The organism is Pinisolibacter sp. DMC19 (assembly GCF_056313985.1).
Genome location: NZ_JBQUZF010000004.1, coordinates 254,662 through 277,961 on the forward strand (window position 1 = coordinate 254,662; position 23,300 = coordinate 277,961).

Below are 23,300 nucleotides of genomic sequence, written 5' to 3' on the forward strand. Positions count from 1 at the left end.
GATCGCGGCCGATCCTGTGATGCAACGGTCCCGGGATGCCGGGACGCGTCGCTTCGGAGCGCTTCGCCCATGTCGTCCAATCTGCCGGTTCTCTGGGTCCCGCCCGTCACCCCACCCGATCCCGACGAGCGGCCCCCCAGGCGCCGCGGCAATCTCGGTGTTATCCTCGCCGCCGTCGCCATCGTCGGCCTGCCGCTCGGTGCCTGGGCGATGTGGACGCGGACGGCGGGTGCGCCGGCCGACGCCGCACCGGCGGCCAAGGTCGCCGAGACCGAGATGGTCGCCCCGGCGAAGCCGGAGACGCCGTCCGCCAAGGCGGAGCCCGCCCCGTCGACCTCCGGCGGCAACCTGCCCTACATCGCCCGCCCGACCCAGGCCACCACGCCGACACCGGCTCCGGCGCCGAGCGCCGCCGCCGAGCCGGCTCCCGCCGCGGCTCCGACCCCCGCGCCCGCCGCGACCGCCGAGGCGCCGGTGCCGCTCGGGCCCGACGGCCGTCCGGTGCGGGTGATCGGCATCGACAAGCGCACCGGCGACATGACCGATCCGGCGGCCGCCGCGCCGCCGACCCGGATCGCCGAACCCGAAAAGCCAGCTCCCACCGTCGCGCCTTCGGCTGCGGTCGAACCGGCTACGCCGCGCGGATCGATCGTCGAGGCCTCGCCGCCGCAGGTGCCGCAGCCGCCGGTCGCCGTCGCGCCGCAGCCGTCCCAGCCGGAGAAGCCGGCCGTCGCGGTGACCGAGCCCGCAGCCCCGGTCGCCGCGCCGCCGTCCGCGGCGCCCACGGTGATCACGCCGCCGGTCGAGGCGAGCCGTCCGGCCGCCACCGCCCCCAAGGCTGCGGAGACGAAGCCGGTCGAGCCCAAGGCGAAACCCTTGCCGCCGAAGCGCGAGGCGATGCGCGCGCCGTCGCGCGACGAGGACATCCCGCGTGCCGACGGCGGCGGCGACTTCGCCGATCGGCTGGCCGCCATCCGCCGCGACGAAGCGCGCCGCGCCGTCGAGAGGCCGCGTTACGTGCCGCCGCCGGAGGACGACGACGAGGAGATCGTGGTGGTGCCGCGGCCGCGTTGGGGCTGGCAGCCGCCGGCCTTCTTCGAAGACCGGCCGCGCGGACCCGTACTCAGGCCCTTCGAGCGCCCGTCGCGCGAAGCGTCGAGCCGCAGCCCCATGGGCGAAAACTGCCACTATCACGCCTGGCCGACCGAGGACATGGCGTTCCATCGCCAGGTCCAGTGCCACTGGCACCGCGATCCGCGCGATTCGTCGCTGCGTTACGTGCGCTGACGAAGGCGAGCGGCGACCGCCTCAGCCGAGGCGGTCGCGCAGCGCGTACCAGCTCATGGCGAGCACCAGCGACGGGTGGCGCAGGCGTCGTCCGCCGGGGAAGGACCTGGCCGGGATCGAGGCCATGACGTCGAAACGCGACGTGTCGCCCTCGATGGCTTCCGCGAGCAGCTTGCCGGCCAGCGTGGCGATGGCGACGCCGTGGCCGGAATAGCCGGCGGCGGTGTAGACGCCGGGGCGCAGTCGCCGGAAATAGGGCATGCGGTTCATGGTGACCGCCAGCGTGCCGCCCCAGGCATAGTCGATCTTCACGTCGGCGAGGTCGGGATAGATCTTCAGCATATGGGCGCGGACGAAGGCCTTCATGTCCTTCGGATCGCTGTGGCCGTAGGTCTCGCCGCCGCCGAAGACGAGGCGGCCGTCGGCCGCGATGCGCCAGTAGTGGACGACGAAGCGGCTGTCGGCGACCGCCTCGCGCAGCGGGATCAGCCGCGAGGCGCGGGGGCCGAGCGGCTCGGTCGCCAGCACGTAGTTGCGGATCGGCATGACATGGGCGTCGATCTCGGGGTCGAGCCCGTCGAGATAGCCGTTGGCGGCGATCACCACGTCGGAGGCCGAGATCGTTCCGGTGGCGGTCACGACGCGCCGCGCGCTGCCCACCTCGCCGTTCAGGCCGACGGCGCGGGTGCCTTCGTGGATGCGCACGCCCGCCTCCTCGGCGGCACGGGCGAGGCCGAGGGCGTAGTTCATCGGGTGGAGATGGCCGGCGGTGCCGTCGCGCCAACCGCCGAAATAGACGTCGGTGCCGATGGCGCGGGCGAGCGCCTCGCGGTCGAGGAAGGTGGCGCCGTCCCAGCCGTAGCGGGCGATCAGATGCTCGACCTCGCGGTCGGCCTCGCGCAGCCACGACTTCTTGTGGACGGCGTGGATCAGGCCCTCGCGCCAGTCGCAGTCGATGCCGTGGGCGGAGATCAGTCCCTTGACGGTGCGCTTGGCCTCTTCGGCGAGGTCGAAGAGGGCGCGGGCGCGCTCGATGCCGAACCAGTCCTCGAGCGTCTCCTGGTCGCGGCGCTGGCCGGAATGGAGCTGGCCGCCGTTGCGGCCCGAGGCGCCCCAGCCGACCCGGTTCGCCTCGATCACGATCACCCGACGCCCCTTCTTCGCCAGATGCAGCGCGGTCGAGAGCCCCGTGTAGCCGGCGCCGATCACGCAGACGTCGCAGGCGACGTCGCCGTCGAGCGGCGGGCGCTCCGGCGCCTCGTGGGCGGTCGCGGCATAGAGGGAGGGGGCGTGCGGGGCGGGTTCGGTCATCCGAGCGGGTCCGGTGTCGGCCGGCGGGGACTTCCGCCGAATTGCCCTTTCTCGCCCGTCTCGCGTCGTTCGTCGAGGTGGTGGCGTTGCGGAGGGCGAAACGTCACGGCGAAGCGCAGGCTCAGCCGGTTCGATCGGAGACGGCGATGCCGCCGATCCGCCCGCTGGGCCTGATCGGCGGCATCGACCTTTCCACTGGTCAGGACTTGACCAGGCCTTCCTTCTTCAGGGCGGCATGCGTGTCGTCGAGCGTCTTGGCGGCGAGGCGGACGAGCTCGTCCGCCTCGGCGTGCGACAGCGTCAGCGGCGGCGACAGGATCAGGCTGTCGCGCACGGCGCGCATGATCAGGCCGTTCTTGAACGACAGATCGCGGGCGATGGTGCCGACCCGGCCCTCGTCCGTCACCTGGGCGAAACGCTTCGACCGCGACGCCTTCTCCGGTACCAGTTCGAGCGCGCCGACGAGGCCCTTCATGCGCGCCTCGCCGACCAGCGGGTGGTCGCCGAGCGTCAGCCAGCGTTCGCGAAGATAGGGGCCGATGTCGTCGCGGACGCGGGCGACGAGGCCCTCGCGCTCGATGATGTCGAGATTGGCCAAGGCGGCTGCGGCGCAGGTCGGGTGGCCGGTGTAGGTGTAGCCGTGGTTGAACTCGGCGCCCTCGGCGGTGATCACCGCCGCGACCTTGTCGGAGACCATGACGCCGCCCATCGGCAGGTAGCCGGAGGTGAGCCCCTTGGCGATCGGCTGGAGGTCGGCCGTCACGCCGTAGGTGTCGGCGCCGAACCACGCGCCCGTACGGCCGAAGCCGCAGATGACCTCGTCGACGACCAGCAGGATCTCGCGTTCGGCGCAGATCCGCTTGATCTCGGGCCAGTAGGTCTCGGGCGGGATGATGACGCCGCCGGCTCCCTGGATCGGCTCGGCGATGAAGGCGGCGACGTTCTCCTCGCCGAGGCGGTCGATCTCGCGTTCGAGCTCGCGGGCGGCCCAGACGCCGAACTCGTGCGGGTTCATGTCGCCGCCCTCGCCGAACCAGTAGGGCTGGGCGATGTGGGAGATGCCGGCGATCGGCAGGTCGCCCTGGCCGTGCATCGGCTTCATGCCGCCGAGCGAGGCGGCCGCGACCGTCGAGCCGTGGTAGGCGTTGCGGCGCGAGATGAAGGCCTTCTTCTTGGGCTTGCCGAGCAGGTCCCAGTACCAGCGCACCATGCGGAAGACGGTGTCGTTGGCCTCCGAGCCAGAGCCGCAGAAGAAGACGCGGTTCATGTGGGCGGGGGCGACGCTCGCGAGCTTCTCGGCGAGGCGGACCGCCGGGGCGTTCGTCGTCTTGAAGAAGGAGTTGTAGTAGGCGAGCTCCAGCATCTGCTCGTGGACGGCGTCGGCGATCTCGCGACGGCCGTGGCCGATGTTGGTGCACCACAGGCCCGCCATGCCGTCGAGATAGCGCCTTCCGTCAGAATCCGTCAGCCACACGCCGTCGCCGCGCACCATGACGCGGGCTCCTTCCCGCGCGAGGCTCGCGTATTCGGTGAAGGGGTGGAGGTAGTGGGCGCTGTCGAGGGCCTGGAGTTCGGCGGTCGGGTAGAGGTTGGAGGCAGTCATGTCGAGGCGATCTCCGACGCGATGGGCATGGCTTCACCGTTCGCCGGATCTGCGATCCGGCGTCGGCTGGGTTTCGTTGCGGCCGTCATCCCCGGCCGGGCACCCTCGGGGGTGCGGAGGGGAAGGGGATCCATGCGGCACATGGGCTCGCGCCGCATGGATCCCCTTCCCTCGGTCTCGTCGCGCCTCGCCGGGGAAGACGGCGAGCGGGCCGCGGTTCGCGCGGCGTCGACGGCTCAGACGTTGAGCAGCAGGAACTCGCGTTCCCAAGGGGATATCACCCGCATGAAGGTCTCGAATTCGGCCTGCTTGATCGCCCGATAGGTCGAGGAGAAGGACTTGCCGAAGATGTCGGTCATCTCGTCGCTCTCCTCGAAGAGGGCGACCGCCTCGAGCAGGCCGCGCGGCAGGCCGAAGTCGAGGTCGTAGGCCGAGCCTTCCACCGGATCGCCGGGGTTCAGCCCCTCGATCATGCCGATCCAGCCGCAGGCGAGCGAGGCGGCGATGGCGAGATAGGGGTTGGCGTCCGACGAGGGTACGCGGTTCTCGACGCGGCGGGCGGCCGGCGAGGAATTGGGCACGCGCAGCCCGACGGTGCGGTTGTCGTAGCCCCAGTGGACGTTCACCGGCGCCGCCGACTTGCGCATCAGGCGGCGATAGGAGTTCACGTAGGGGGCGAGCATGCACATCACCACCGGCAGGAACTTCTGCTGGCCGCCGATGAAGTGGAAGAACTCCCGCGTCGGGCCGCCGTCGGGGCCGGAGAAGATGTTCTGCCCGGTCTCCACGTCGACGATCGACTGGTGGATGTGCATGGCCGAGCCGGGTTCGCCGGCGATCGGCTTGGCCATGAAGGTGGCGTACATGTTGTGGCGCACCGCCGCCTCGCGGATGGTGCGCTTGAACAGGAAGACCTGATCGGCCAGCGCCAGCGGATCGCCGTGGCGCAGATTGATCTCCATCTGGGCGACGCCCTCCTCGTGGATGAGGGTGTCGATCTCGAGCCCCTGCGTCTCCGAGAAGTCGTAGATGTCGTCGAAGAGATCGTCGAACTCGTTGACCGCGGCGATCGAGTAGGACTGGCGACCGCTCTCCGGCCGGCCGGAGCGGCCGATCGGCGGCTTCAGCGGATAGTCCGGGTCCTGGTTGCGCTCGACCAGATAGAACTCGAGCTCGGGCGCCACGATCGGCTTCCAGCCCTTCTTCTCGTAGAGGTCGATGATCCGGCGCAGCAGCTGGCGCGGCGCGATCTCAACCGGACGGCCGTCCTGGTGATAGGCGTCGTGGATGATCTGCGCCGTCGGGTCGGAGGCCCAGGGCACGACGGCCAGCGTCGAATAGTCGGGGATCAGGCGGATGTCGCCGTCGGCGTCGTCGACCTGGAAGTCGTCGTCTTCGTCCGGGTATTCGCCGGTGATCGTCTGGGTGAAGATCGATCCGGGGATCGACATGACGGGGGCGTCGACGAACTTCGCCACCGGCATCATCTTGCCGCGCGCCACGCCGGCGATGTCGGGCACGATGCACTCGATGTCCTCGAGGCCGCGGTCCTCGAGCCACGCGGCGGCGGCGCTCTTGTCGGCGACGCCGCGCAGGTCGGCGGTCGAACCCTGGGATTTCTTCTTCTTGGCCATGGGCCACCCGTTCAAAAAATGTGATCACATTTTGAGCGAGGCCGGTTCGTCCGTCAACCGGCCGCGCGTTCTGTCACGTCACGGCACCGGTCGCGGCGGCACGCGGCCGAGGACGGTACCGTCGATCAGGTCCATGCCGTCCATGATGTCGGCGCGGATCGCCTCGGCGAGGCGGGCGGCGTCGCCGTCGGCGATGGCCGCGAGGGCATGGACATGGTGGTCGACCAGCGCGGCGGTGCCGAGCCGGCCGTAGACCGAGCGCATGAAGGGGCCGAACTGCAGCCACAGGCTCTCGATCAGCGGCACCAGCACGCGTGACGGGCCGGCGCCGTAGATCTCGAAATGGAAGCGATGATTGCCGGCCATGTAGCCTTCGACGTCGCCGCTCTCGAGGGCGGCGTCGATCGCCGCGTCGATGGTGCGGAGCCGTTCCAACCGGGCGGCATCGATGTGGGGGAGGGCGCGCACGGCCGCCTCGGGCTCGAGCAGCGAGCGGGCCCGCACCAGTTCGTCGAAGCGCTCGACGTCCATGTCGGGCACCCAGACGCGGCGGTTGGCGCCGACCACCAGGCCGCCCTCGGCGGCAATGCGGCGGATCGCCTCGCGCACCGGCATCGGCGAGACGCCGAGCGACTGGGCGAGACCGCGCAGCGTCACGGCACGACCGGGAACGATGCGACCCGTCACCAATGCGTCACGCAACGCACGGTAGACCCTGTCGTGCAGCGGGCCGTCGCCGATGTCGTCGTCGTCGCCGACCTCGGGGGCGAGCGTCGCGGCCGTGGTGCGTCGCGTCATGCGGTCTTCCCCGATCTCGCCGGGAGCCCGGCGTACGTGATTGACAGTACCAAATCAATGTGATCACATTTTCGTCGACTTGCAACAAGGCTCGTCGCGTGCCCTTCGGCACGAGCGACCGGCTCCGAGGCGACGAATGACGATTTCGAGCGAGCCGACGACGGCGCGAGGCGCGGAAGGCGGAGTGGAGGAGCTGGAACGCTTCCTCGCCGCCCATCCGAACGTCGAGGCGGTCGAGTATCTGATCACCGATTCCAACGGCGTGCTGCGCGGCAAGTGGGGTCCGGTCGAGAGCCTGAAGAAGGCCTTCACCACCGGCGTCAACTTCCCCGTCTCGATGTTCGGCCTCGACGTCTGGGGCCGCGAGGTGATGGAGACCGGTCTCCACGTCGAGACCGGCGACTCGGACGGCATCTGCACCGTGGTGCCGGGCTCGCTGCGCATCGTGCCCTGGGCCGAGAGGCCGACGGCGCAGGTGCTGCTGACGATGAATTCCGAGGACGGTCGACCGTTCGAGGGCGATCCGCGCGTCTGCCTCTCCAACATCGTCGATCGCATGACGGCGATGGGGCTGACGCCATGCTGCGCCATCGAGCTCGAGTTCTACCTGCTCGACCCCAAGGCGCCGCCGATGCCCAACGGCATGCCGTCGCCGGTCTATCGCGCGACCTCGGGCCCCAGCCCGCAGAACATGTACGCGCTGGAAGACCTCGCCGAACATCGCGCCGTCTTCTCCGACATCTGGGACATGGGGCGGCTCCAGGGCCTGCCGATCGACACGATCGTGTCGGAGGCGGCACCCGGCCAGTTCGAGGTCAATCTCAAGCACCGCGCCGACCCGATGGCGGCGGCCGACGACGGGGTCATGCTGCGTCGCCTGATCGTCGAGGTGGCGCGCCGCCACGGGCTCAAGGCGAGCTTCATGGCCAAGCCCTTCATGGACGTCGCCGGCAACGGCTTCCACGTCCACGTCAGCCTGCTCGACAAGGCGGGCATCAACATCTTCTCCGACCCGGCGACCGGCGAGGGCAAGCTCAAGCACTGCATCGGCGGCCTGATCGAGACGATGAACGCGGCGACGCTGCTCTTCGTGCCGACCTGGAACGGCTATCGCCGGCTGCAGCCGGGTTCCTACGCGCCGACGACGGCGTCGTGGGGGCTCAACAACCGCTCGGTCGGCGTGCGCATCCCGGCGAGCCCGCCCGACGCGCGGCGGCTCGAGCATCGCATCGCCGGCGCCGACGCCAATCCCTATCTGGTGCTCGCCGCCGTCTTCGCCGGCATGATCGAGGGGCTCGAGCGCGAGATCGCGCCGCCGCCGGTGATCGTGCGCAACGCGTACGAGGAGCCGGCGCAGCGCCTGCCCGACGCCATGGACGACGCGATCCGCCTGTTCGAGCGCTCGGACTTCATCCGGCGCGCCCTCGGGGTCGAGTATCGCTCGCTCTACGCACATCTGAAGAAGGCGGAAGTCGCCGCCTTCGAAGCCGAGATCACGCCGCTGGAGCGGGCCACCTACCTCTGACCAAAACGCAGGCATGCGCGACGAACGAGCACGGGGCATCCGACGGGGGCTGACAGGACGGGACGGACGGGACTAGGCTGGGTTGCTCGGGACGAGAGACACCCGCGACGACGAAAAGGATCGACACCCATGAAGACGCATCACTTCGCATCGATGTTCGCCTCCGTGGTCGCGGCGGCCCTGTGGACCGCAGGTGCGCAGGCGCAGGAAAAGGTGGTCAACGTCTACAACTGGTCGGATTACATCGACCCGTCGATCCTCGAGGACTTCACCAAGGAAACCGGCATCAAGGTTAAGTACGACGTCTTCGACTCGAACGAGCTTCTCGAGACGAAGCTTCTGGCCGGCAAGACCGGTTACGACGTCGTGGTGCCGTCGGGCAACTTCCTCGGCCGTCAGATCCAGACCGGCGTCTTCACGCCGCTCGACAAGGCGAAGCTGCCGAACATCAAGTACATGTGGCCGACCGTCACCGACATCCTGGCCAAGTACGACCCCGGCAACAAGTACGCCGTCAACTACATGTGGGGCACCACCGGCATCGGCTACAACGTCGCCAAGATCAAGGAACTGATCCCGGACGCGCCGCTCGACAGCTGGAAGCTCGCCTTCGATCCGCAGTATGTCCTCAAGCTCAAGGGCTGCGGCGTGATGATGCTCGACGCGCCGGACGAGATCGTCCCGGCGGTGATGAACTATCTCGGCCTCGATCCGGATTCCAAGAAGCCGGAAGACCTGCAGAAGGCGGCCGAATACTTCAAGAAGATCCGGCCGGCAATCCGCAAGTTCCATTCCTCGGAGTACATCAACGCGCTCGCCAACGGCGACGCCTGTCTGGTGGTCGGCTGGTCCGGCGACATCAAGCAGGCCGCCAGCCGCGCCGAGGAGAAGAACAAGACCGTCAAGGACCCGAAGAAGCAGGTCGAGATCGGCTACATCATTCCGAAGGAAGGCGCCTACATGTTCTTCGACAACTTCGTCATCCCGAAGGATGCGAAGAACGTCGAGGAGGCCTACACCTTCATCAACTACATGATGAAGCCCGAGGTGATCGCCAAGGCGTCGAACTTCGTGAAGTACCCGAACGGCAACCTCGAGTCGCAGAAGTTCGTCGACAAGGCGGTGCTGGAAGACAAGAGCATCTATCCGTCGGTCGAGACGATGAAGAAGCTCTACGTCATCACCCCCTTCGACCAGAAGTCTCAGCGCGTGCTGACCTCGGTCTGGCGCGAGATGAAGCGCAAGTGATCACGAACGGATGAACGGAGGGGCGGGCGACCGCCCCTCTGCTCTTCGGTGGCTCCCTCGGGGACCGCCGGCTCCCCAGTCGTCTCCCGAGATCGCCGGAGGTACTCGATGGCCAAGACACTCGGCCCGGTTCGCCGCAAATTCGCCCCCTGGGACGATCCGCAGGCCCGCCCGCTGATCGAGTTCAAGAACGTGATCAAGCGGTTCGGCGACTTCACCGCGGTGAACGACGTCTCCCTCGGCATCTACGAGCGCGAGTTCTTCGCCCTGCTCGGGCCGTCGGGATGCGGCAAGACCACCCTGATGCGGATGCTCGCCGGCTTCGAACACCCGAGCGACGGCGACATCACGCTCGCCGGCCAGTCGCTCGAGGGCATGCAGCCCTACGAACGGCCGGTCAACATGATGTTCCAGTCCTACGCGCTCTTCCCGCACATGACCGTCGAGAAGAACATCGCCTTCGGCCTCGTCATGGACAAGATGCCCAAGGGCGAGATCGAGACGCGCGTCCAGGAGATGCTGAAGCTCGTCAAGCTGGAGAAGTTCGCCAAGCGCAAGCCGCACCAGCTCTCCGGTGGTCAGCGCCAGCGCGTGGCGCTCGCCCGCTCGCTCGCCAAGCGGCCGAAGGTGCTGCTCCTCGACGAGCCGCTCGGTGCGCTCGACAAGAAGCTGCGCGAGGAGACCCAGTTCGAGCTGATGGATCTGCAACAGAACCTCGGCATGACCTTCCTGATCGTCACCCACGACCAGGAGGAGGCGATGACCGTCGCCGACCGCATCGCCGTGATGGATCACGGCAAGCTGGTCCAGGTCGCCCCGCCCTCCGACATCTACGAACAGCCGAATTCGCGCTACGTCGCCGACTTCATCGGCGACATCAACATCGTCGAGGGCCGCGTCGCCTCGGTCGAGGGCAACGTTGTGCGGATGGAGGCGGCCTCGCCGCGCGTCGCCATCGTGCTCGAGGACGAAGCGAAGCCGGAGGTCGGCGCGACCGTCTGGGCGGCAGTGCGGCCGGAGAAGGTCCGTGTCTCGCTCGACGAGCCGGTCGATCCGTCGGTCAACGCGCTCGCGGGCGAGGTCTGGGACATCGGCTACATCGGCGACACCTCGGTCTATCACGTCCGCCTCGACGGCGGCGGGACCTTCCGGGCGACGGTCGCCAACGTCAGCCGCACGGTCGAGCGGCCGATCTCCTGGGACGATCGGGTGTGGCTCACCTGGTCGAAGACGGCGGGTGTGGTCCTGAAGGCCTGAGGAGGGTGCGATGAGCTCGTCGAAACCGCGCGTCGGTCGCTTCCTTCTGGTCGGCTTTCCCTACGTCTGGATGCTGGTCTTCTTCCTGGTGCCGTTCCTGATCGTCGCCAAGATCTCCTTCTCGTCGAGCGTCATCGCGCAGCCGCCCTACGAGCCGGTGATCGCGACGATCGGCGACTTCTTCGCCAAGATCGGCGAGTTCTCGCCGGCCAACTATCTGCGTCTCTTCACCGAGAGCATCTATGTCGAGAGCTATCTGTCGAGCGTGTGGATCGCCGCGACCTCGACGCTGATCATGCTGGCGATCGGCTATCCACTCGCCTATGCCATGGCGCGGGCGCCGAAGGCGTGGCGGCCGACGCTCTTGATGCTGGTGATCCTGCCGTTCTGGACGAGCTTCCTGATCCGCGTCTACGCCTGGATCGGCATCCTCTCCGACGAGGGCCTGCTCAACTCGCTGCTGGTGGGGATCGGGGTGATATCCGAACCGATCACCTTCCTCGCGACCCAGCGGGCGGTCTACATCGGCATCGTCTATTCCTACCTGCCCTTCATGGTGCTGCCGCTCTATTCGAGCCTCGAGAAGATGGACGACACCCTGATCGAGGCGGCGCAGGATCTCGGCTGCACGCCGTTCCAGGCCTTCTGGCGGGTGACCTTCCCGCTGTCGCTGCCGGGCGTCATCGCCGGCTCGTTCCTGGTCTTCATCCCGGCGGTCGGCGAGTTCGTCATCCCGGATCTGCTCGGCGGATCCGACACGGTGATGATCGGCAAGACGCTGTGGGAGGAGTTCTTCAACAATCGCGACTGGCCGGCGGCCTCCGCCGTGGCGATCGTGCTGCTGATGTTGCTGGTGGTGCCGATCGTCATCTTCCAGAATGCGCAGGCCAAGGCGGAAGGGGCGGATCGATGAGGCGTTTCTCGCTCTTCAACGTCGTGTCGCTGACCTTCGGCTTCGCCTTTCTCTACGTGCCGATCGTCATCCTGATCATCTATTCCTTCAACGCCGGCCGCAACGTCGCGGTCTGGCAGGGCTGGTCGGTGCACTGGTACGCGGAAGTCTTCCAGGACCAGCAGCTGCTCGACGCCGCCTGGGTGACGCTGAAGGTCGGTCTCGCCTCGGCGTCGGTGGCGACCGTCCTCGGCACGATGGCGGCGATCGCGCTGGCGCGGATGGGGCGGTTTCCCGGGCGGATGCTGTTCTCGGGCATGGTCTATGCGCCCTTGGTGATGCCGGAGGTGATCACCGGCCTGTCGCTGCTGCTGCTCTTCGTGGCGATCGACTTCGACCGCGGCTTCTGGACGATCACGCTCGCCCACATCACCTTCACCATGTGTTTCGTGGCGGTGGTGGTGCAGTCGCGCCTCGTCGGCTTCGACCGCAGCCTCGAGGAGGCGGCGATGGATCTCGGCTGCCGGCCCTTCGGCACCTTCTTCCGCATCACCCTGCCGATCATCTGGCCGGCGGTGGTGTCGGGCTGGATGCTCGCCTTCACCCTGTCGCTCGACGATCTCGTCATCGCCTCCTTCGCTACCGGTCCGGGGGCGACGACGCTGCCGATGAAGATCTATTCGGACGTGCGCCTCGGCGTGAAGCCGGAGATCAACGCGGTCTGCACACTGGTGATCGCGGTCATCTCGATCGCCGTCGTCACCGCCTCGATCCTGACCAAGCGGCAGGAACTCGAGCGCGAACGGGCGGAACGGGCGGCGGCGGCCGGCTGAGGCCGTCCCCTTCATTGGATCTCCGCGCAGATTCGAAGAGGAGCGGATCGACGTCCGGGCGCGATCCTTCGAGACGCGCCTGCGGCGCTCCTCAGGATGAGGCGCTGGAGATTTCTCCGGCAATTACAAACGCCTCATGCTGAGGAGGCGTTCGAAGAACGCCGTCTCGAAGCATCGCGCACGACACCGAAGCCGCTTCTCCCGAACTGTGCAGAAGTCCCTTCATCGGAGGAAGACATGGTCGCCACATTGCCCGTCGACACCTCGCTGCGGCCGCAGACCGACGAGGCGATCGCGCCCGAGAAGGTCGTCGCCGGTACGCCCGCGACCGGTTTCGTCGCCGTCCACGACGACGAGGCGACGGGGTTCTATTCGGGCGTCTGGGCGTCGAGCGTCGGGGCGTGGCGGGTCACCTACGAGGAGAGCGAGCTCTGCGTCGTCCTCGAGGGGCGGGTGCGGCTCGCGAGCGACGACGGATCTTCGGCCGAGTACGGGCCGGGCGACGCCTTCGTCATCCCGCGCGGCTTCACCGGCGTCTGGGAGACGATCGAGCCCTGCCGCAAGATCTACGCGATCGCGACGACGTGAGATCCGCTCACTGACCCGAGCCGCCGACCGGCGGGACGATCGGGATCGGCGCCAGGGTCGGGCCGGGGGCTTCGACCGGCACCGGTTCCGGCATCGCCGGGGTGATCTCCAGCCGCTGCACCGTACCGTGGACCCGGAGCGGAATGCGGATCTCGTCGCTGGTCGGACGCGACGGGGTCGGGCGCAGGTTGCGGAAATAGGCGTGGCCGGTCAGTTCGACGCCGCCGTGGGCGAGGTCGCCCTTTCCCTTGAGGGCGAAGCGGGCATCCGGGCCGATCAGTTCCACCGTCTCGATGCGGGCATCGTTGCCGGCGAGATCGATCAGGGCGCGGGCACTCGACCAGGTCGTCTTCTTCGGCGCGCTCTTCGGGCCGAGGACGATCGGGTGGAAGCGGGTGACGTCGCCGAAGGGCGAGAGGCCGGTCACCGTCAGGCCGGTCGCGGCGATGGTGGCGCGGCCCGAGATCGCCTCGACGCAGGCCCCCAGCGTGGCGCAGGTGGTCGCCCCCTCGAAGGACGTCTCGACCACACCGGCCTCGACGCCGTCGACCGCGAAGAGGGTGGCGAGTTCGGCCGCCGGCAGGTCCTTGGCGACGGCGCGGATCCGGGCGGAGAGGCCGCCGGCGCCGAGATTGCCGACGACGCCGAGCGAGGCCGGCTTGCCCCACAGACCGACGTCGCCGATCTGGGCATCGAGCCGACCGCCGGCGAGGTCGAGGGCGACCGCCGGACGCGTCAGGGTGAAGCGCGGCGTGGTGAGTTCGGCCGCCGACAGGCGCAGCGCCAGGGCGATGCCGAAACGGTCGCGGGCGAGGGCCAGATCGCGCCAGCCGTCGCCGAACAGCGGTTCGTCGGCACGGAAGGCGATGGTGCCGAAGGCGAGCGTGCCGCCGATGGTCGGTTCGTCGCCGCCCATCGCCAGCGCCAGACTGCCCTTGGCGGTGGCGCGGCCGAGGCGCAGCGCGGCGTCGGTCAGGGTCGCCGTGCCGTCGGCGACCGTCAGCGCGCCCTCGAGGCGGAGCGGCGCGCGCAGCACGTCGGCGCCGACGCCGAGGAGGCGGGCGAGACGGGCGGGGTCGGTCACGTCGAGAGAGGTCGAGGCGCTCCAGCGCGCCGCGGGATCGGCGGTCTTCTCGCCGTCGGCCGAGAGCGTCGCCCCGGCACCGCTCAGCGACAGGCGCCAGCGCGGCGAAGCGGCATCGCCGGGCAGGCGGGCGGCGAGGTTCACGGCTTCGCCGCGCCAGCGGCCCTTGCCGTCGAACTCGAGGCCGGCACCGACCGCCTTGTGGGCGATCGTGAGATCGAGCGCCTCGATCGTCTCGATGTCCGCCGGGCGGGCGACGTCGATGCGGGCGTTCTCCAGCCGCAGGTCGATCGGCGGCAGGGCGAAGAGGCGGGCGCTCAGGGCGAGCGACCGGAGAGCCTCGGCGCCGAGCTTCAGGCGCGCGCCGCGCAGGACCAACCCGTCGGTCTCGATCCGACCGGAGAGAAGGGCGGCGAGCGAGATCGGCGTCTCGATCTCGGCGGCGGTGGCGATGGTCGCGCCGGAGGCGTCGGTGATCGCGGCGTCGGTCCAGCGCAGGCGCGGGGTCGGCAGCAGCGTCGCACGGGCCTCGCCGGCGACGCGGACCGGCGCGCCGATCCAGCCGGCGAGCGTCGTCTCGACCTCGCGTCGGATCTCGTCGGGGGCGATGGCGCCGCGCAGCGTCGTCGCGCCGACGATCAGCCCCGCGAGGGCGATCAGGGCGGCGATGAGGCGCTTCATGGCGCGCGTCCGGAAACGTGGCGGTGGGCCGTCATTCACTTCGGTTAACGTCCCGCGCGCCGGCTTGCAACGGACCAATGCCGCGACGGCCGCGAAATCGGCGGTCGTCCACGGAATTGAGAGAGAATCGCAAGCAGGAGGCGTCGCGTCTCCACTCCGGCCCTCACGCGCCGACCACCGGCGTGTTTCCAGCGAGTATCGCGGCATACCAGTCGCGGTCGATGTTGCCGCCCGACAGGACGACGCCGGCCTTGCGTCCGCGCCAGCGCCCGCGCTCGGCGGCAAGCGCGGCGAGCGCCGCGGCGCCGGCGCCTTCGGCGGCGTTGTGGGTGGCGGTGAAGATCAGGCGGGCGGCGTCGGCGATCGCCGCGTCGTCGACGGTGACGACGCGCGAAAGCCCGCGCCGCATGATCGCCAGCGCCTCGGGCGAGGGGCAGCGCACCGCCATGCCGTCGGCGAAGGTCGTGGCCGGATGGCTGGTCTCGACCAGATCCGGTCCTTCGAAGGAGCGCTTGTAGGCATCGGCCTTGTCCGAGACGACGCCGACGATCTCGACCGTGTGACCGAGCGCCGCCTTGGCCTCGATCAGGCCGCAGACGCCGGAGCCCAGCCCGATGGGCGCGAAGACCACGGCGAGATCGGGCACGGCGCGGAAGAGTTCGATCGCATAGGTGCCGACGCCGAGCACGAGATCGGCATGGAACGACGGCACGATCGCGAAGCCGCGTTCGGCGGCGAGGCCGGGGACGGCGAGGCGGGCGGCGTCGAAGTCGTCGCCGATCTCGATCAGCTCGGCACCGAAGGCCCGCATCGCGGCGTTCTTCTCGCGCGAATTGCCCTTCGGCACGACGATGGCGCAGCCGATGCCGCGGGCGCGCGCGGCGAAGGCGAGGGACTGGCCGTGGTTGCCGCGGGTCGCCGAGACGATGCCGCGGGTCTCGGGCTTCTCGCGCAGCAGCCGGTCGACGAAGACCAGACCGCCACGCACCTTGAAGGCGCCGGTCGGCGTGTGGTTCTCGTGCTTCACCCAGGTCTCGACGCCGAGGGTCTCGGCGATCACCGGCCAGGCATATTGCGGCGTCGGCGGTACGTGGGGAGCGATCAGGCGGGCGGCCGCTTCGAAGTCTGCGAGGCTGGGCATGGGCGGATCCGGTTCTCGGGGGCGGGCGGCGAAGGCGCCGCCGACGGCCACTCTAGACCGGGGCCGTGGAAAATTTCGCTCTTCCGGACGATCGATCGCGGGGAAATGCGGAAAATCGTTCCGCTCGTCCCCGCGAAAGACGTCGTCGGGCTCAGCTCGCCAGAACCCGGGTGACGGGGAAGGTGATCGACACCAGCGTGCCCTGACCGACCGTCGAGTCGATGCGGAACACGGCGCGGTTCGCCTCCGCCAGCGCCTTGGTCAGCGGCAGGCCGAGGCCGGTGCCGCCGGAGCGCGAGCGGGTGGTGTGGAGCTGGCGGAACGGCTCGAGCGCCGTCTCCAGTTCCTTCTCGCTCATGCCGTAGCCGGTGTCGCGGACGCGCAGGATGACCTCGCCGTTGTCCTCGAGCGCGGTCGAGACGATCACCTGACCGCCGGCGGGCGTGAACTTCACGGCGTTGGACAGGAGGTTCAGCACCACCTGACGGATCGAGCGCGGATCGGCGACGACGGCGGGCACGCCGGCGGGCAGCGACGAGCGGATGATGATGCGCTCGCGGTTGGCCTGCGGCTGCATCATGGCGACGCTCTCGCCCACCACGTCGGCGAGCGACACCGCCTCGAAGCGCAGGTCCATCTTGCCGGCCTCGACCTTGGAGAGGTCGAGCAGGTCGTTGACCAGGCTCATGACGTGGCTGCCGGAGACGTGGATGTCGCGCAGGTAGTCCTTGTAACGCTCATTGCCGATCGGGCCGAAACGCTCGTCCATCATCAGCTCGGAGAAGCCGATGATGGCGTTGAGCGGCGTGCGGATCTCGTGGCTGATCTTGGCGAGGAAGTCGGACTTGTGGATCGACGCCTCCTCGGCGCGGCGGCGGGCGGCGGTCAGTTCCTCTTCCGACTTCTTCCACTGGGTGATGTCGCGCAGCACGGCGCAGTACTTGGCGATCGGGCCGGTGGAGACGCGGCCGATCGTCATGAAGAGCGGGATCAGCCCTTCGGGGGCGACCCGGCCGATCACCTCGCGGCCGTCGTTCAGCACCGAGGCGACGCCGTTCGAGGCGAGGCCGTCGAGATAGTCCATCGCCGAGCGATGGCTCTCCGGGGCGAGGCGTTCGGTCAGCGGGCGGCCGATCATGGCGCGGCGTTCGGCGCCGAACAGCGCCTCGGCGGCGGTGTTGGCGGAGAGCACGAGGCCGGAGCCGTCGAGCATCAGCACGCCGTCGGTGGCGGTGTCGACGATCGCCTGCAGCTCGGCGATGCGTTCGCGGTCGGCGGCGGAGATCGCCTCCGGCACCGAGCCGGTGGGGGCCGTGGCGATGGCGGCGAGCGGGGCGGGTGCGGACAGGTCGCGTTCGAGCAGCGTCAGCATCAGCGCACTGCCACCCTCGACCGGCACGGTGCCGATCTCGACGTCGCAGGGCACGATGGTGCCGTCGTGGGCGATCAGCGGCACGACCCGGCCGGCCTCGCTCTCGAAGCGGCGGGCGACGTGGGGACCGGCGAAGAGCGCATCGACGCCGCCGGCGGCCTGGAAGGTCGCGAGGTCGGGGAAGCGCAGCAGCGACAGGAAGCGCTCGTTGGCATGCAGCACCCGGTCGTCGCGCAGCAGGGCGACGGCGACGGGCAGGCGGTCGAGCAGACGGGCGTCGATCGAGGTGCCGGTCGCCTCGTTGAGACGGCGGCGCGGCGGCACGACGGTCGCGGGCGTCAGGGGCGGCGGCGGGATCGGCGGGGCGCCGTCGTCGGCGGCAGGGCCGACGGCCTCGCCCTCGATGCGCGCGCCGAGCGCCTCGGCGATCTGGCGGAAGGCGTTGCGTTCCGGCACCGACAGGCGCGGATGATCGGCGGTCGCATGCGGCGTGCCGTCGAGCGAGACGACGCGGGCGGCGACGGCCGCGGCTTCGGCGGCGAGCGGGGCGACGGTCTCGGCCGGGGTCTGCTCGGGCGTGGGGTGAGCGGTCTCGACGTCCTCGGCGGGAGGGGCTTCCGCGAGCAGCGCGGCCGGGGCCTCCGGCGCAGGCGTCTCGGCGGTCGTCGCCGGCAGGGCCTCGGCCGCGGGGGCCTCGGGCGCTTCGTCGGCGACCGGCGTCTCGGGCGCATGGGTCGGGGCGTCGTGGAGATGGAAGACCGGATCGTCGCCGATGTCGCCGGCGAAGGCGGCGTCGATCGGGTGATCGGGCGAAAGATCGGCACTCTCGCAATCGTCCGGGAAGGTCGGCGGCTCGATCACCGCAATCTCGGCTTCGGCCACGGAGGGCGTGACGGCGGTCTCGGCCACCGGCGCGGCCTCGATCGCCGCGACCTCGGCGGCGAGCGGCGCGGGCGCGGAGGCTTCCTCGGTGGCGAGGCGCAGGCCGACGGCGTGCGGATCGGGAACCGGCGCCTCGGCGCGGACGGTGCCGAAGCCGCGGAAGCCGGCGAAGGTGCGGCCGCGGCCGAAGGCGGGCAGGGCGGCGAGATCGACCGGCAGGCGCAGCGCCTCGCCCTCGATCGGCCAGAGAAGCGTCCGGCCGCTCCAGGTGTCGCGGCGGGCGAGCGCTCCGGCGATGGTGCCGTCGCGGTCGAGGTCGAGACGGGCGGCGACCTCGTCCCAGCGCCGGCCGACCAGATCGGCGGCGGCGGGGCCGACGGCGCCGGCGAGCTCGTCGGAGACCATGGTGAAGCGGTGGTCGGCGTCCATCTGCCAGACGAACTTCACCGAGCGTTCGAGCGGCGCGAAGGCGAAGCCGGTCGCGGGTTCTTCGGCATCGGCGGCGTCGATCGCTTCGACGGCTTCCTCGGCGGCGGGCGCGAGGGCGATGTCGGTCGGGGCGACGAGGGCCGTGGTCTCGATCGTCGCAGGCTCCTCGACCGCCTCGACGGTCGGGGCGACGAGGGCGCTCTTCGGCTCGGGCAGCACCTCTTCGAGCGCGGCGTCGGAGATCGGGCGACCGCCGACCAGCGGCGCCGCCGGCTCTTCGGCGGCGAGTGCCGGGGTTTCGGCCAGGGATTCGGTTTCCTCGGCCTCGATCGTCGACGGGGCGGGAGCGACCGGAAGCTCGACGGGAACGGGCGTCTCGGCGGCGGTGTCGACCGTGGGCGCTTCCGGCGCCGTCACGGCGACCGGTCGATCGGCCCAGGCGGCGTCGAGCTCGGCGTCGGGGGCGTCGAAATCCGAGAAGAGGTCGACGGCGAGCGGCGGCGCGGCGACGAAACGATCCTCGTCGGCGACGGTCTCGGCAACCGGCGTCGCGACGACGGGCGCGGCCTCGGCGGTGGTGACCGGCGGCGGCGGCAGGAGATGGGCGATCTCTTCGAACGACGTCTCGAAGAGATCTTCCGGCTCGAGCGAAACCGGGGCGTCGGCGACGGCGACCACTTCGGGCTCGGCGGGCGCGGCCGGGAGAGCCGGTGCGGCTTCGACGGCATCGGACGCGGCGACGGCCTCGCTCGGCTCGTGGTCCGCAGGCGCCTGCTCGGCAGCGTCGGCGGCCGGAGCGATCGGCGTCTCGGTGGGCGCGGGCGCATCGGCCGGGGCGGCGTCCATCGCCGGACCGAGATGCAGCAGGCGGCGGGCGTCGGCGTGGTCGCCGAGGCGGACGAGGGCGAGGGGATGGCGGGTGGCGCCGCGCGTCACGACGCGCTCGACGACCGCGATCTCGTCGGCTTCGTCGAGGACGGCGGCGATCTCGTCCTCGAGGCCTTCGGCGAGGTCGACGTCGCCGGCGACGGCGACGATCTCGCCCTCGCCGTCGAACAGCGCGACCAGGCCGCCATCGGCGACGAAGGGCGCGAGGCTCGCTTGGGGCCCGGCCGTCTCGGGGGCGGCGCGGAAGCCCTCGACGCGGACGATCACGGCGTCGTCGGAATCGATCGGACGGCGGAGGACGACGTTGCGCAGGGTCGGGCGGCCGTCTTCGGCGAAGCGCAGCAGCTCGCGCGTCTCCTCGCCGGGCGCGGCGCGGGCGGCGAAACGGGTGATGCGGCCGGTGAGCCGCGGCTCGAGGGCGAGCGGTGCTCCCCACGGGGTCTCGGCGACGAGCGGGCCGGCGGCGGCATTGGCGAAGGCGAGGCGATGACCGCTCTCGACGGCGACGAAGCCGGGGCGCGCGTCGCCGATCAGGTCGCCCACCCCGTCGAGGGCGACGATCGGCCAGATCGCAGCGTAGTCATCGACCATCGTCTTCATCGTCCGCATTCTCTCTCCCGAGGTCGCGACGTCTTCGCGTCGCCCTCTACCGACCGGCGCACGTTTCGGTGTGCGCATCGACCGCAGGGCTAAGGGCGAAGACTGTCGACGACGACCACGGGATCGTCATCACGCTGTTAACCTCTCGTTAATATAGACGAAACCAGCGGTGGGTCCAACTCGCCCGACCGCTTCGACCCCGTTCTTCGCGGGGCAGGGTTAATCTCGGAGTGACGCAGGGTTATAGTGCGTTGCGAGATTTATGTTGCAGTGCAGCAGAAAAGGGCGTACACCAGAACCGTCGCCGAGGAACGCCTCCGGCGACCCGCGCGGGAGGCCCGCGTGGACCTTGTTCGGCTCGCGACGCGAGCACAGTCGATGCCGGCGATGCTAGCCGGCTCCAAGGAGAGACCCATGGCCGCCGAAAAGACCTTCGAGATCCCCGAGCAGATCCGTACCTTCGCCGAGAAGTCGGTCGAGCAGGCCAAGAAGGCCGTCGACGACTTCATCGCCGCCACCCACAAGGCCGTCGACAAGGTCGAGACCTCGTCCGCGGAAGTGCAGTCGGGCGCCCTGGACCTCAACAAGAAGGTCCTCGCGCTGGCGGAGGAGAACCTCGCCAACGCCTTCGCTCACGCCCAGAAGCTGGTCAAGGCCAAGGACGCCCAGGAAGTCCTCGCTCTGCAGGGCGACTACCTGAAGGCCCAGGCCGCCTCGTTCGGCGAGCAGGTCCGCCAGATCGGCGACGCCGCCGCCAAGACCGTCTCGGCGATCACCGAGAAGGTCACCAAGGGCTGATCCGACGACCGCCTCGCGGTCGGATCGAATGCGCGGGCGGGGCACGGACGTGTCTCGCCCGTTTTCGTTTCGCCGCCACGCGCGCCATCCGGATTATTGCGATGCAATATAATGTTGCATTGCAGCACAATCAGAGCTACATGTGACACGTGTTCGTCGCCGCCGCCGAGACCGGCGCGGCAGGTCCGCCGCCGGCCCGCGAGGGTGCCCGACAATGGCGGGGCGAACCGATTTCGAGGAGATCATCGACATGACCACCGAGCCGAAGACCCCGGCGAAGCGCGTGACCAAGACCCCGGCCCCGAAGGCTGCCGCCGCTGCCGCACCCGCCGTCGTCGCCGCGCCTGCCCCCGCCGCGCCGAAGGCGACGCCGGTCGCCGCTCCCGCTCCGGCGGTCGCCGCCGCGCCCGCGCCGAAGGTCGAGGCCGCTCCGGCGCCGAAGGCTGCCGCTGCGCCGAAGGCCGCTCCTGCGGCGCCGGTCTTCCCGGCCTTCGAGCTGCCCAAGTTCGAACTGCCGAAGTTCGACACCGCCGCCTTCGGCCAGATCGAGGTTCCGGCGGCGTTGCGCGAGGCGGCCGACAAGGCGATCGCGCAGGCGCGCACCAACTACGAGACGCTGAAGACCCTGACCGAGGAGGCGACCGACGCCTTCGAGGACGCCTGGGAAGCGACCCGCGCCGGCATCGTCGAGCTCAACGGCAAGGGCATCGACCACGCCAAGACCAACACCGACGCGACGCTCGGCCATGCCAAGGACCTGATCGGCGTGAAGACGGTGGCCGAGGTGGTCGAGCTGCAGACGGCCTTCCTGCGCCGCCAGTACGAGACGCTGAGCGCCCAGGCCAAGGAGATCCAGGCGCTGGCTCTGGAAGTCGCCGGCGAGGCCTCCAAGGCCGCCCGCGACGTGGTCGGCAAGGCCATCGACGCCGTCGAGAAGAAGTGAATTCGGCGCCTTTCCGCCGATCGATGCGATGCGCCGCCGTCTCGGCGGCGCTTTCGTATCCGCCCTCCCGCACGTCGGGGTGTGGACGATCACGAACGGGACTTGCCAAGCGCGGCGTCAGCCCCTATTAGGAGCCCGTCGCGAGACATGCAGCTGTAGCTCAGTTGGTTAGAGCGTCGGATTGTGGCTCCGAAGGTCGGTGGTTCGAGTCCACCCAGCTGTACCATCTCGCAAGACACCGCACGAAAGGCCGCCCCTCGGGGCGGCCTTCGTCGTTTCGGCGCAAGCCTCTTCGTGGGTGCCGCCGCCGAGACGATCCGTCGCCGGCGTGTAGAGACGTATTCACTCGCGTTTTCGGACGCATCACGCCACTCTGGCGTGTCTCTTCCGGCTTGCGGGGTGTGCCATGCGTCTTCTGGTCGTTCCTCTTGTGATCCTCGCTCTCGGCGGCTGCGCCTCGCGTTATCAGGAACTGAGCGCCGGCGGCGGCGTCACCGCGGCCAAGATGACCGAGGACGTCTATCGCGTCTCGGCGCGCGGCAATGCGCTGACCGAGCCGACCCGCATCCAGGACTTCGTGCTGCTCAAGGCGGCCGAGACGACGCTGGCGGCGGGGCGGACGCATTTCGTCATCATCGGCCTGTCGGAGGTCGGCACCGCGCGCAACGGCCGCCAGACCGGGCTCTATGCCTTCGGCGGCGCCGCGGGCGCCGACGGCGGGCGGCTGATGTCCGACATGACAGGGGCCAATCGCCATTCGATCGACGGGTTGTCGGGCGAGGACGTGATGATCCGCCTCTTGAAGTCCGACGCCAGCGCCGACGACAAGGCCAAGGCGCTCGACGCGCGGCAACTGGCGGAGAACATCGGGCCGCGGCTGAAGCGGCCGCAGGGCGCTCCGCCTCCGCCGCCGGAGGGCGGTGCGCCAGCGGGGACGTAGGGCTTCGGACGCAAGGCCGATCTGCCGCGGGCTCTCGGCGTCTGGCGCGTCCTTCACCCCCGCGGGCCGTCCTTCACCAGACGCACATGGTAGGAGAGCCCCGGCGAATGCATGTCGGGGAAGGCGTGCCGGAAGTCGACGGTGATGCGCATCTCTTCGAAACCGGCCTCGGTCGAGGTCCAGTAGAGGCTGCCTTCGCCCGACGGGTCGATCGGCACGTCGGGGAAGACGCGGGCGTCGATCGCCGGGCTGCCACAGCCGGGATCGAGCAGGCTCATCATCTCGTCGGCGGTCGGCAGCCGCCAGCCGTCGCCGGCCCGCGTCGCTGCATCGTTCGCTTCCGCAAGGGTGAGGCGGCCGATCTCGCCGGTGCAGGCGGCGCCCTGCGGTGCAAGGCCGAGGCTGCAGCGCTGCCAGACGAGACCGGTCTCACGATCGACGACGCTCGTCCCGTCGGCCTCGAACCGGTCGGGCGGGGTCGCGCAGGCGGCGAAGGCGCCGCCGGTCCCGCCGGCGAGGGCGGCAGCGACCGCGATCGAAGCGAGGCGAGCGGCAAGGCTCATCGG

Annotated in this window: 18 protein-coding genes and 1 tRNA gene; 11 read left to right on the forward strand and 8 right to left on the reverse strand. The window is 69.9% G+C overall.

Annotation, left to right across the window (positions count from 1 at the left end):
- Positions 1-69: 69 nt before the first annotated feature.
- Entirely contained in the window at positions 70-1,287 is a 1,218-nt protein-coding gene (locus ACT53U_RS12335; protein ID WP_476155477.1) for a hypothetical protein, read from the forward strand.
- 21 nt (positions 1,288-1,308) lie between these two features.
- Here ACT53U_RS12335 and ACT53U_RS12340 read toward each other — a convergent pair whose 3' ends face one another.
- The 4 genes from ACT53U_RS12340 to ACT53U_RS12355 all read right to left on the reverse strand — a co-directional run bounded on the left by ACT53U_RS12340 (position 1,309) and on the right by ACT53U_RS12355 (position 6,633).
- Complete coding sequence (locus ACT53U_RS12340) at positions 1,309-2,598, reverse strand: NAD(P)/FAD-dependent oxidoreductase (RefSeq protein ID WP_476155479.1); 1,290 nt, start codon at positions 2,596-2,598, stop codon at positions 1,309-1,311.
- A gap of 199 nt (positions 2,599-2,797) precedes the next feature.
- Positions 2,798-4,201: an aspartate aminotransferase family protein gene (locus tag ACT53U_RS12345; RefSeq protein WP_476155481.1), complete on the reverse strand. Its 1,404-nt coding sequence runs from the start codon at positions 4,199-4,201 to the stop codon at positions 2,798-2,800.
- 236 nt (positions 4,202-4,437) lie between these two features.
- Positions 4,438-5,835, reverse strand: a complete 1,398-nt coding sequence (locus ACT53U_RS12350) for a glutamine synthetase family protein (RefSeq protein WP_476155483.1) — start codon at positions 5,833-5,835, stop codon at positions 4,438-4,440.
- Between the two features lie 78 nt (positions 5,836-5,913).
- A complete protein-coding gene (locus ACT53U_RS12355; protein ID WP_476155485.1) occupies positions 5,914-6,633 on the reverse strand; it encodes a GntR family transcriptional regulator in 720 nt (239 codons plus the stop codon).
- Positions 6,634-6,769: 136 nt separating this feature from the next.
- Between ACT53U_RS12355 and ACT53U_RS12360 the strand changes: the two genes are divergently transcribed.
- The 6 genes from ACT53U_RS12360 to ACT53U_RS12385 all read left to right on the forward strand — a co-directional run bounded on the left by ACT53U_RS12360 (position 6,770) and on the right by ACT53U_RS12385 (position 12,976).
- Positions 6,770-8,158 carry a glutamine synthetase family protein gene (locus ACT53U_RS12360; RefSeq protein ID WP_476155487.1) on the forward strand — a complete coding sequence of 463 codons (1,389 nt, stop codon included), beginning with the start codon at positions 6,770-6,772 and terminating at the stop codon, positions 8,156-8,158.
- A gap of 129 nt (positions 8,159-8,287) precedes the next feature.
- Positions 8,288-9,406 carry a polyamine ABC transporter substrate-binding protein gene (locus ACT53U_RS12365; RefSeq protein ID WP_476155489.1) on the forward strand — a complete coding sequence of 373 codons (1,119 nt, stop codon included), beginning with the start codon at positions 8,288-8,290 and terminating at the stop codon, positions 9,404-9,406.
- Between the two features lie 108 nt (positions 9,407-9,514).
- Positions 9,515-10,663 (forward strand): ABC transporter ATP-binding protein, encoded by a 1,149-nt coding sequence (locus ACT53U_RS12370; RefSeq protein ID WP_476155491.1) that lies wholly within the window; start codon positions 9,515-9,517, stop codon positions 10,661-10,663.
- Positions 10,664-10,673: 10 nt separating this feature from the next.
- Positions 10,674-11,576 (forward strand): ABC transporter permease, encoded by a 903-nt coding sequence (locus ACT53U_RS12375; RefSeq protein WP_476155493.1) that lies wholly within the window; start codon positions 10,674-10,676, stop codon positions 11,574-11,576.
- Positions 11,573-12,388 carry an ABC transporter permease gene (locus tag ACT53U_RS12380; RefSeq protein WP_476155495.1) on the forward strand — a complete coding sequence of 272 codons (816 nt, stop codon included), beginning with the start codon at positions 11,573-11,575 and terminating at the stop codon, positions 12,386-12,388. The genes ACT53U_RS12375 and ACT53U_RS12380 overlap by 4 nt, the downstream gene beginning before the upstream one ends.
- Positions 12,389-12,625: 237 nt before the next feature.
- A complete protein-coding gene (locus tag ACT53U_RS12385; protein ID WP_476155497.1) occupies positions 12,626-12,976 on the forward strand; it encodes a cupin domain-containing protein in 351 nt (116 codons plus the stop codon).
- A 7-nt stretch (positions 12,977-12,983) separates the two neighbouring features.
- On the opposite strand, the gene ACT53U_RS12390 is transcribed toward ACT53U_RS12385, so the two are convergent.
- The 3 genes from ACT53U_RS12390 to ACT53U_RS12400 form a co-directional block, all read right to left on the reverse strand.
- The gene (locus tag ACT53U_RS12390) at positions 12,984-14,741 is read right to left on the reverse strand and encodes an AsmA family protein (protein WP_476155498.1); all 1,758 of its coding nucleotides are present in this window, start codon (positions 14,739-14,741) and stop codon (positions 12,984-12,986) included.
- Positions 14,742-14,904: 163 nt separating this feature from the next.
- The gene (locus ACT53U_RS12395; protein ID WP_476155500.1) at positions 14,905-15,882 is read right to left on the reverse strand and encodes a threonine dehydratase; all 978 of its coding nucleotides are present in this window, start codon (positions 15,880-15,882) and stop codon (positions 14,905-14,907) included.
- A gap of 151 nt (positions 15,883-16,033) precedes the next feature.
- On the reverse strand, positions 16,034-20,044 hold the full coding sequence (locus ACT53U_RS12400) for an ATP-binding protein (protein ID WP_476155501.1): 4,011 nt from the start codon (positions 20,042-20,044) through the stop codon (positions 16,034-16,036).
- Positions 20,045-20,467: 423 nt separating this feature from the next.
- Between ACT53U_RS12400 and ACT53U_RS12405 the strand changes: the two genes are divergently transcribed.
- From ACT53U_RS12405 to ACT53U_RS12420, 4 genes are all read left to right on the forward strand, one after another.
- Positions 20,468-20,851, forward strand: coding sequence for a phasin family protein (locus ACT53U_RS12405; protein WP_476155503.1), 384 nt, complete (start codon positions 20,468-20,470; stop codon positions 20,849-20,851).
- Between the two features lie 250 nt (positions 20,852-21,101).
- Positions 21,102-21,794, forward strand: a complete 693-nt coding sequence (locus tag ACT53U_RS12410) for a phasin family protein (protein ID WP_476155505.1) — start codon at positions 21,102-21,104, stop codon at positions 21,792-21,794.
- A 149-nt stretch (positions 21,795-21,943) separates the two neighbouring features.
- A tRNA-His gene (locus ACT53U_RS12415) sits at positions 21,944-22,020 on the forward strand.
- Positions 22,021-22,200: 180 nt separating this feature from the next.
- Positions 22,201-22,734 (forward strand): CC0125/CC1285 family lipoprotein, encoded by a 534-nt coding sequence (locus ACT53U_RS12420; RefSeq protein ID WP_476155506.1) that lies wholly within the window; start codon positions 22,201-22,203, stop codon positions 22,732-22,734.
- 53 nt (positions 22,735-22,787) lie between these two features.
- Here ACT53U_RS12420 and ACT53U_RS12425 read toward each other — a convergent pair whose 3' ends face one another.
- The gene (locus ACT53U_RS12425) at positions 22,788-23,297 is read right to left on the reverse strand and encodes an Lcl C-terminal domain-containing protein (RefSeq protein WP_476155507.1); all 510 of its coding nucleotides are present in this window, start codon (positions 23,295-23,297) and stop codon (positions 22,788-22,790) included.
- Between the last annotated feature and the right edge of the window lie 3 nt (positions 23,298-23,300).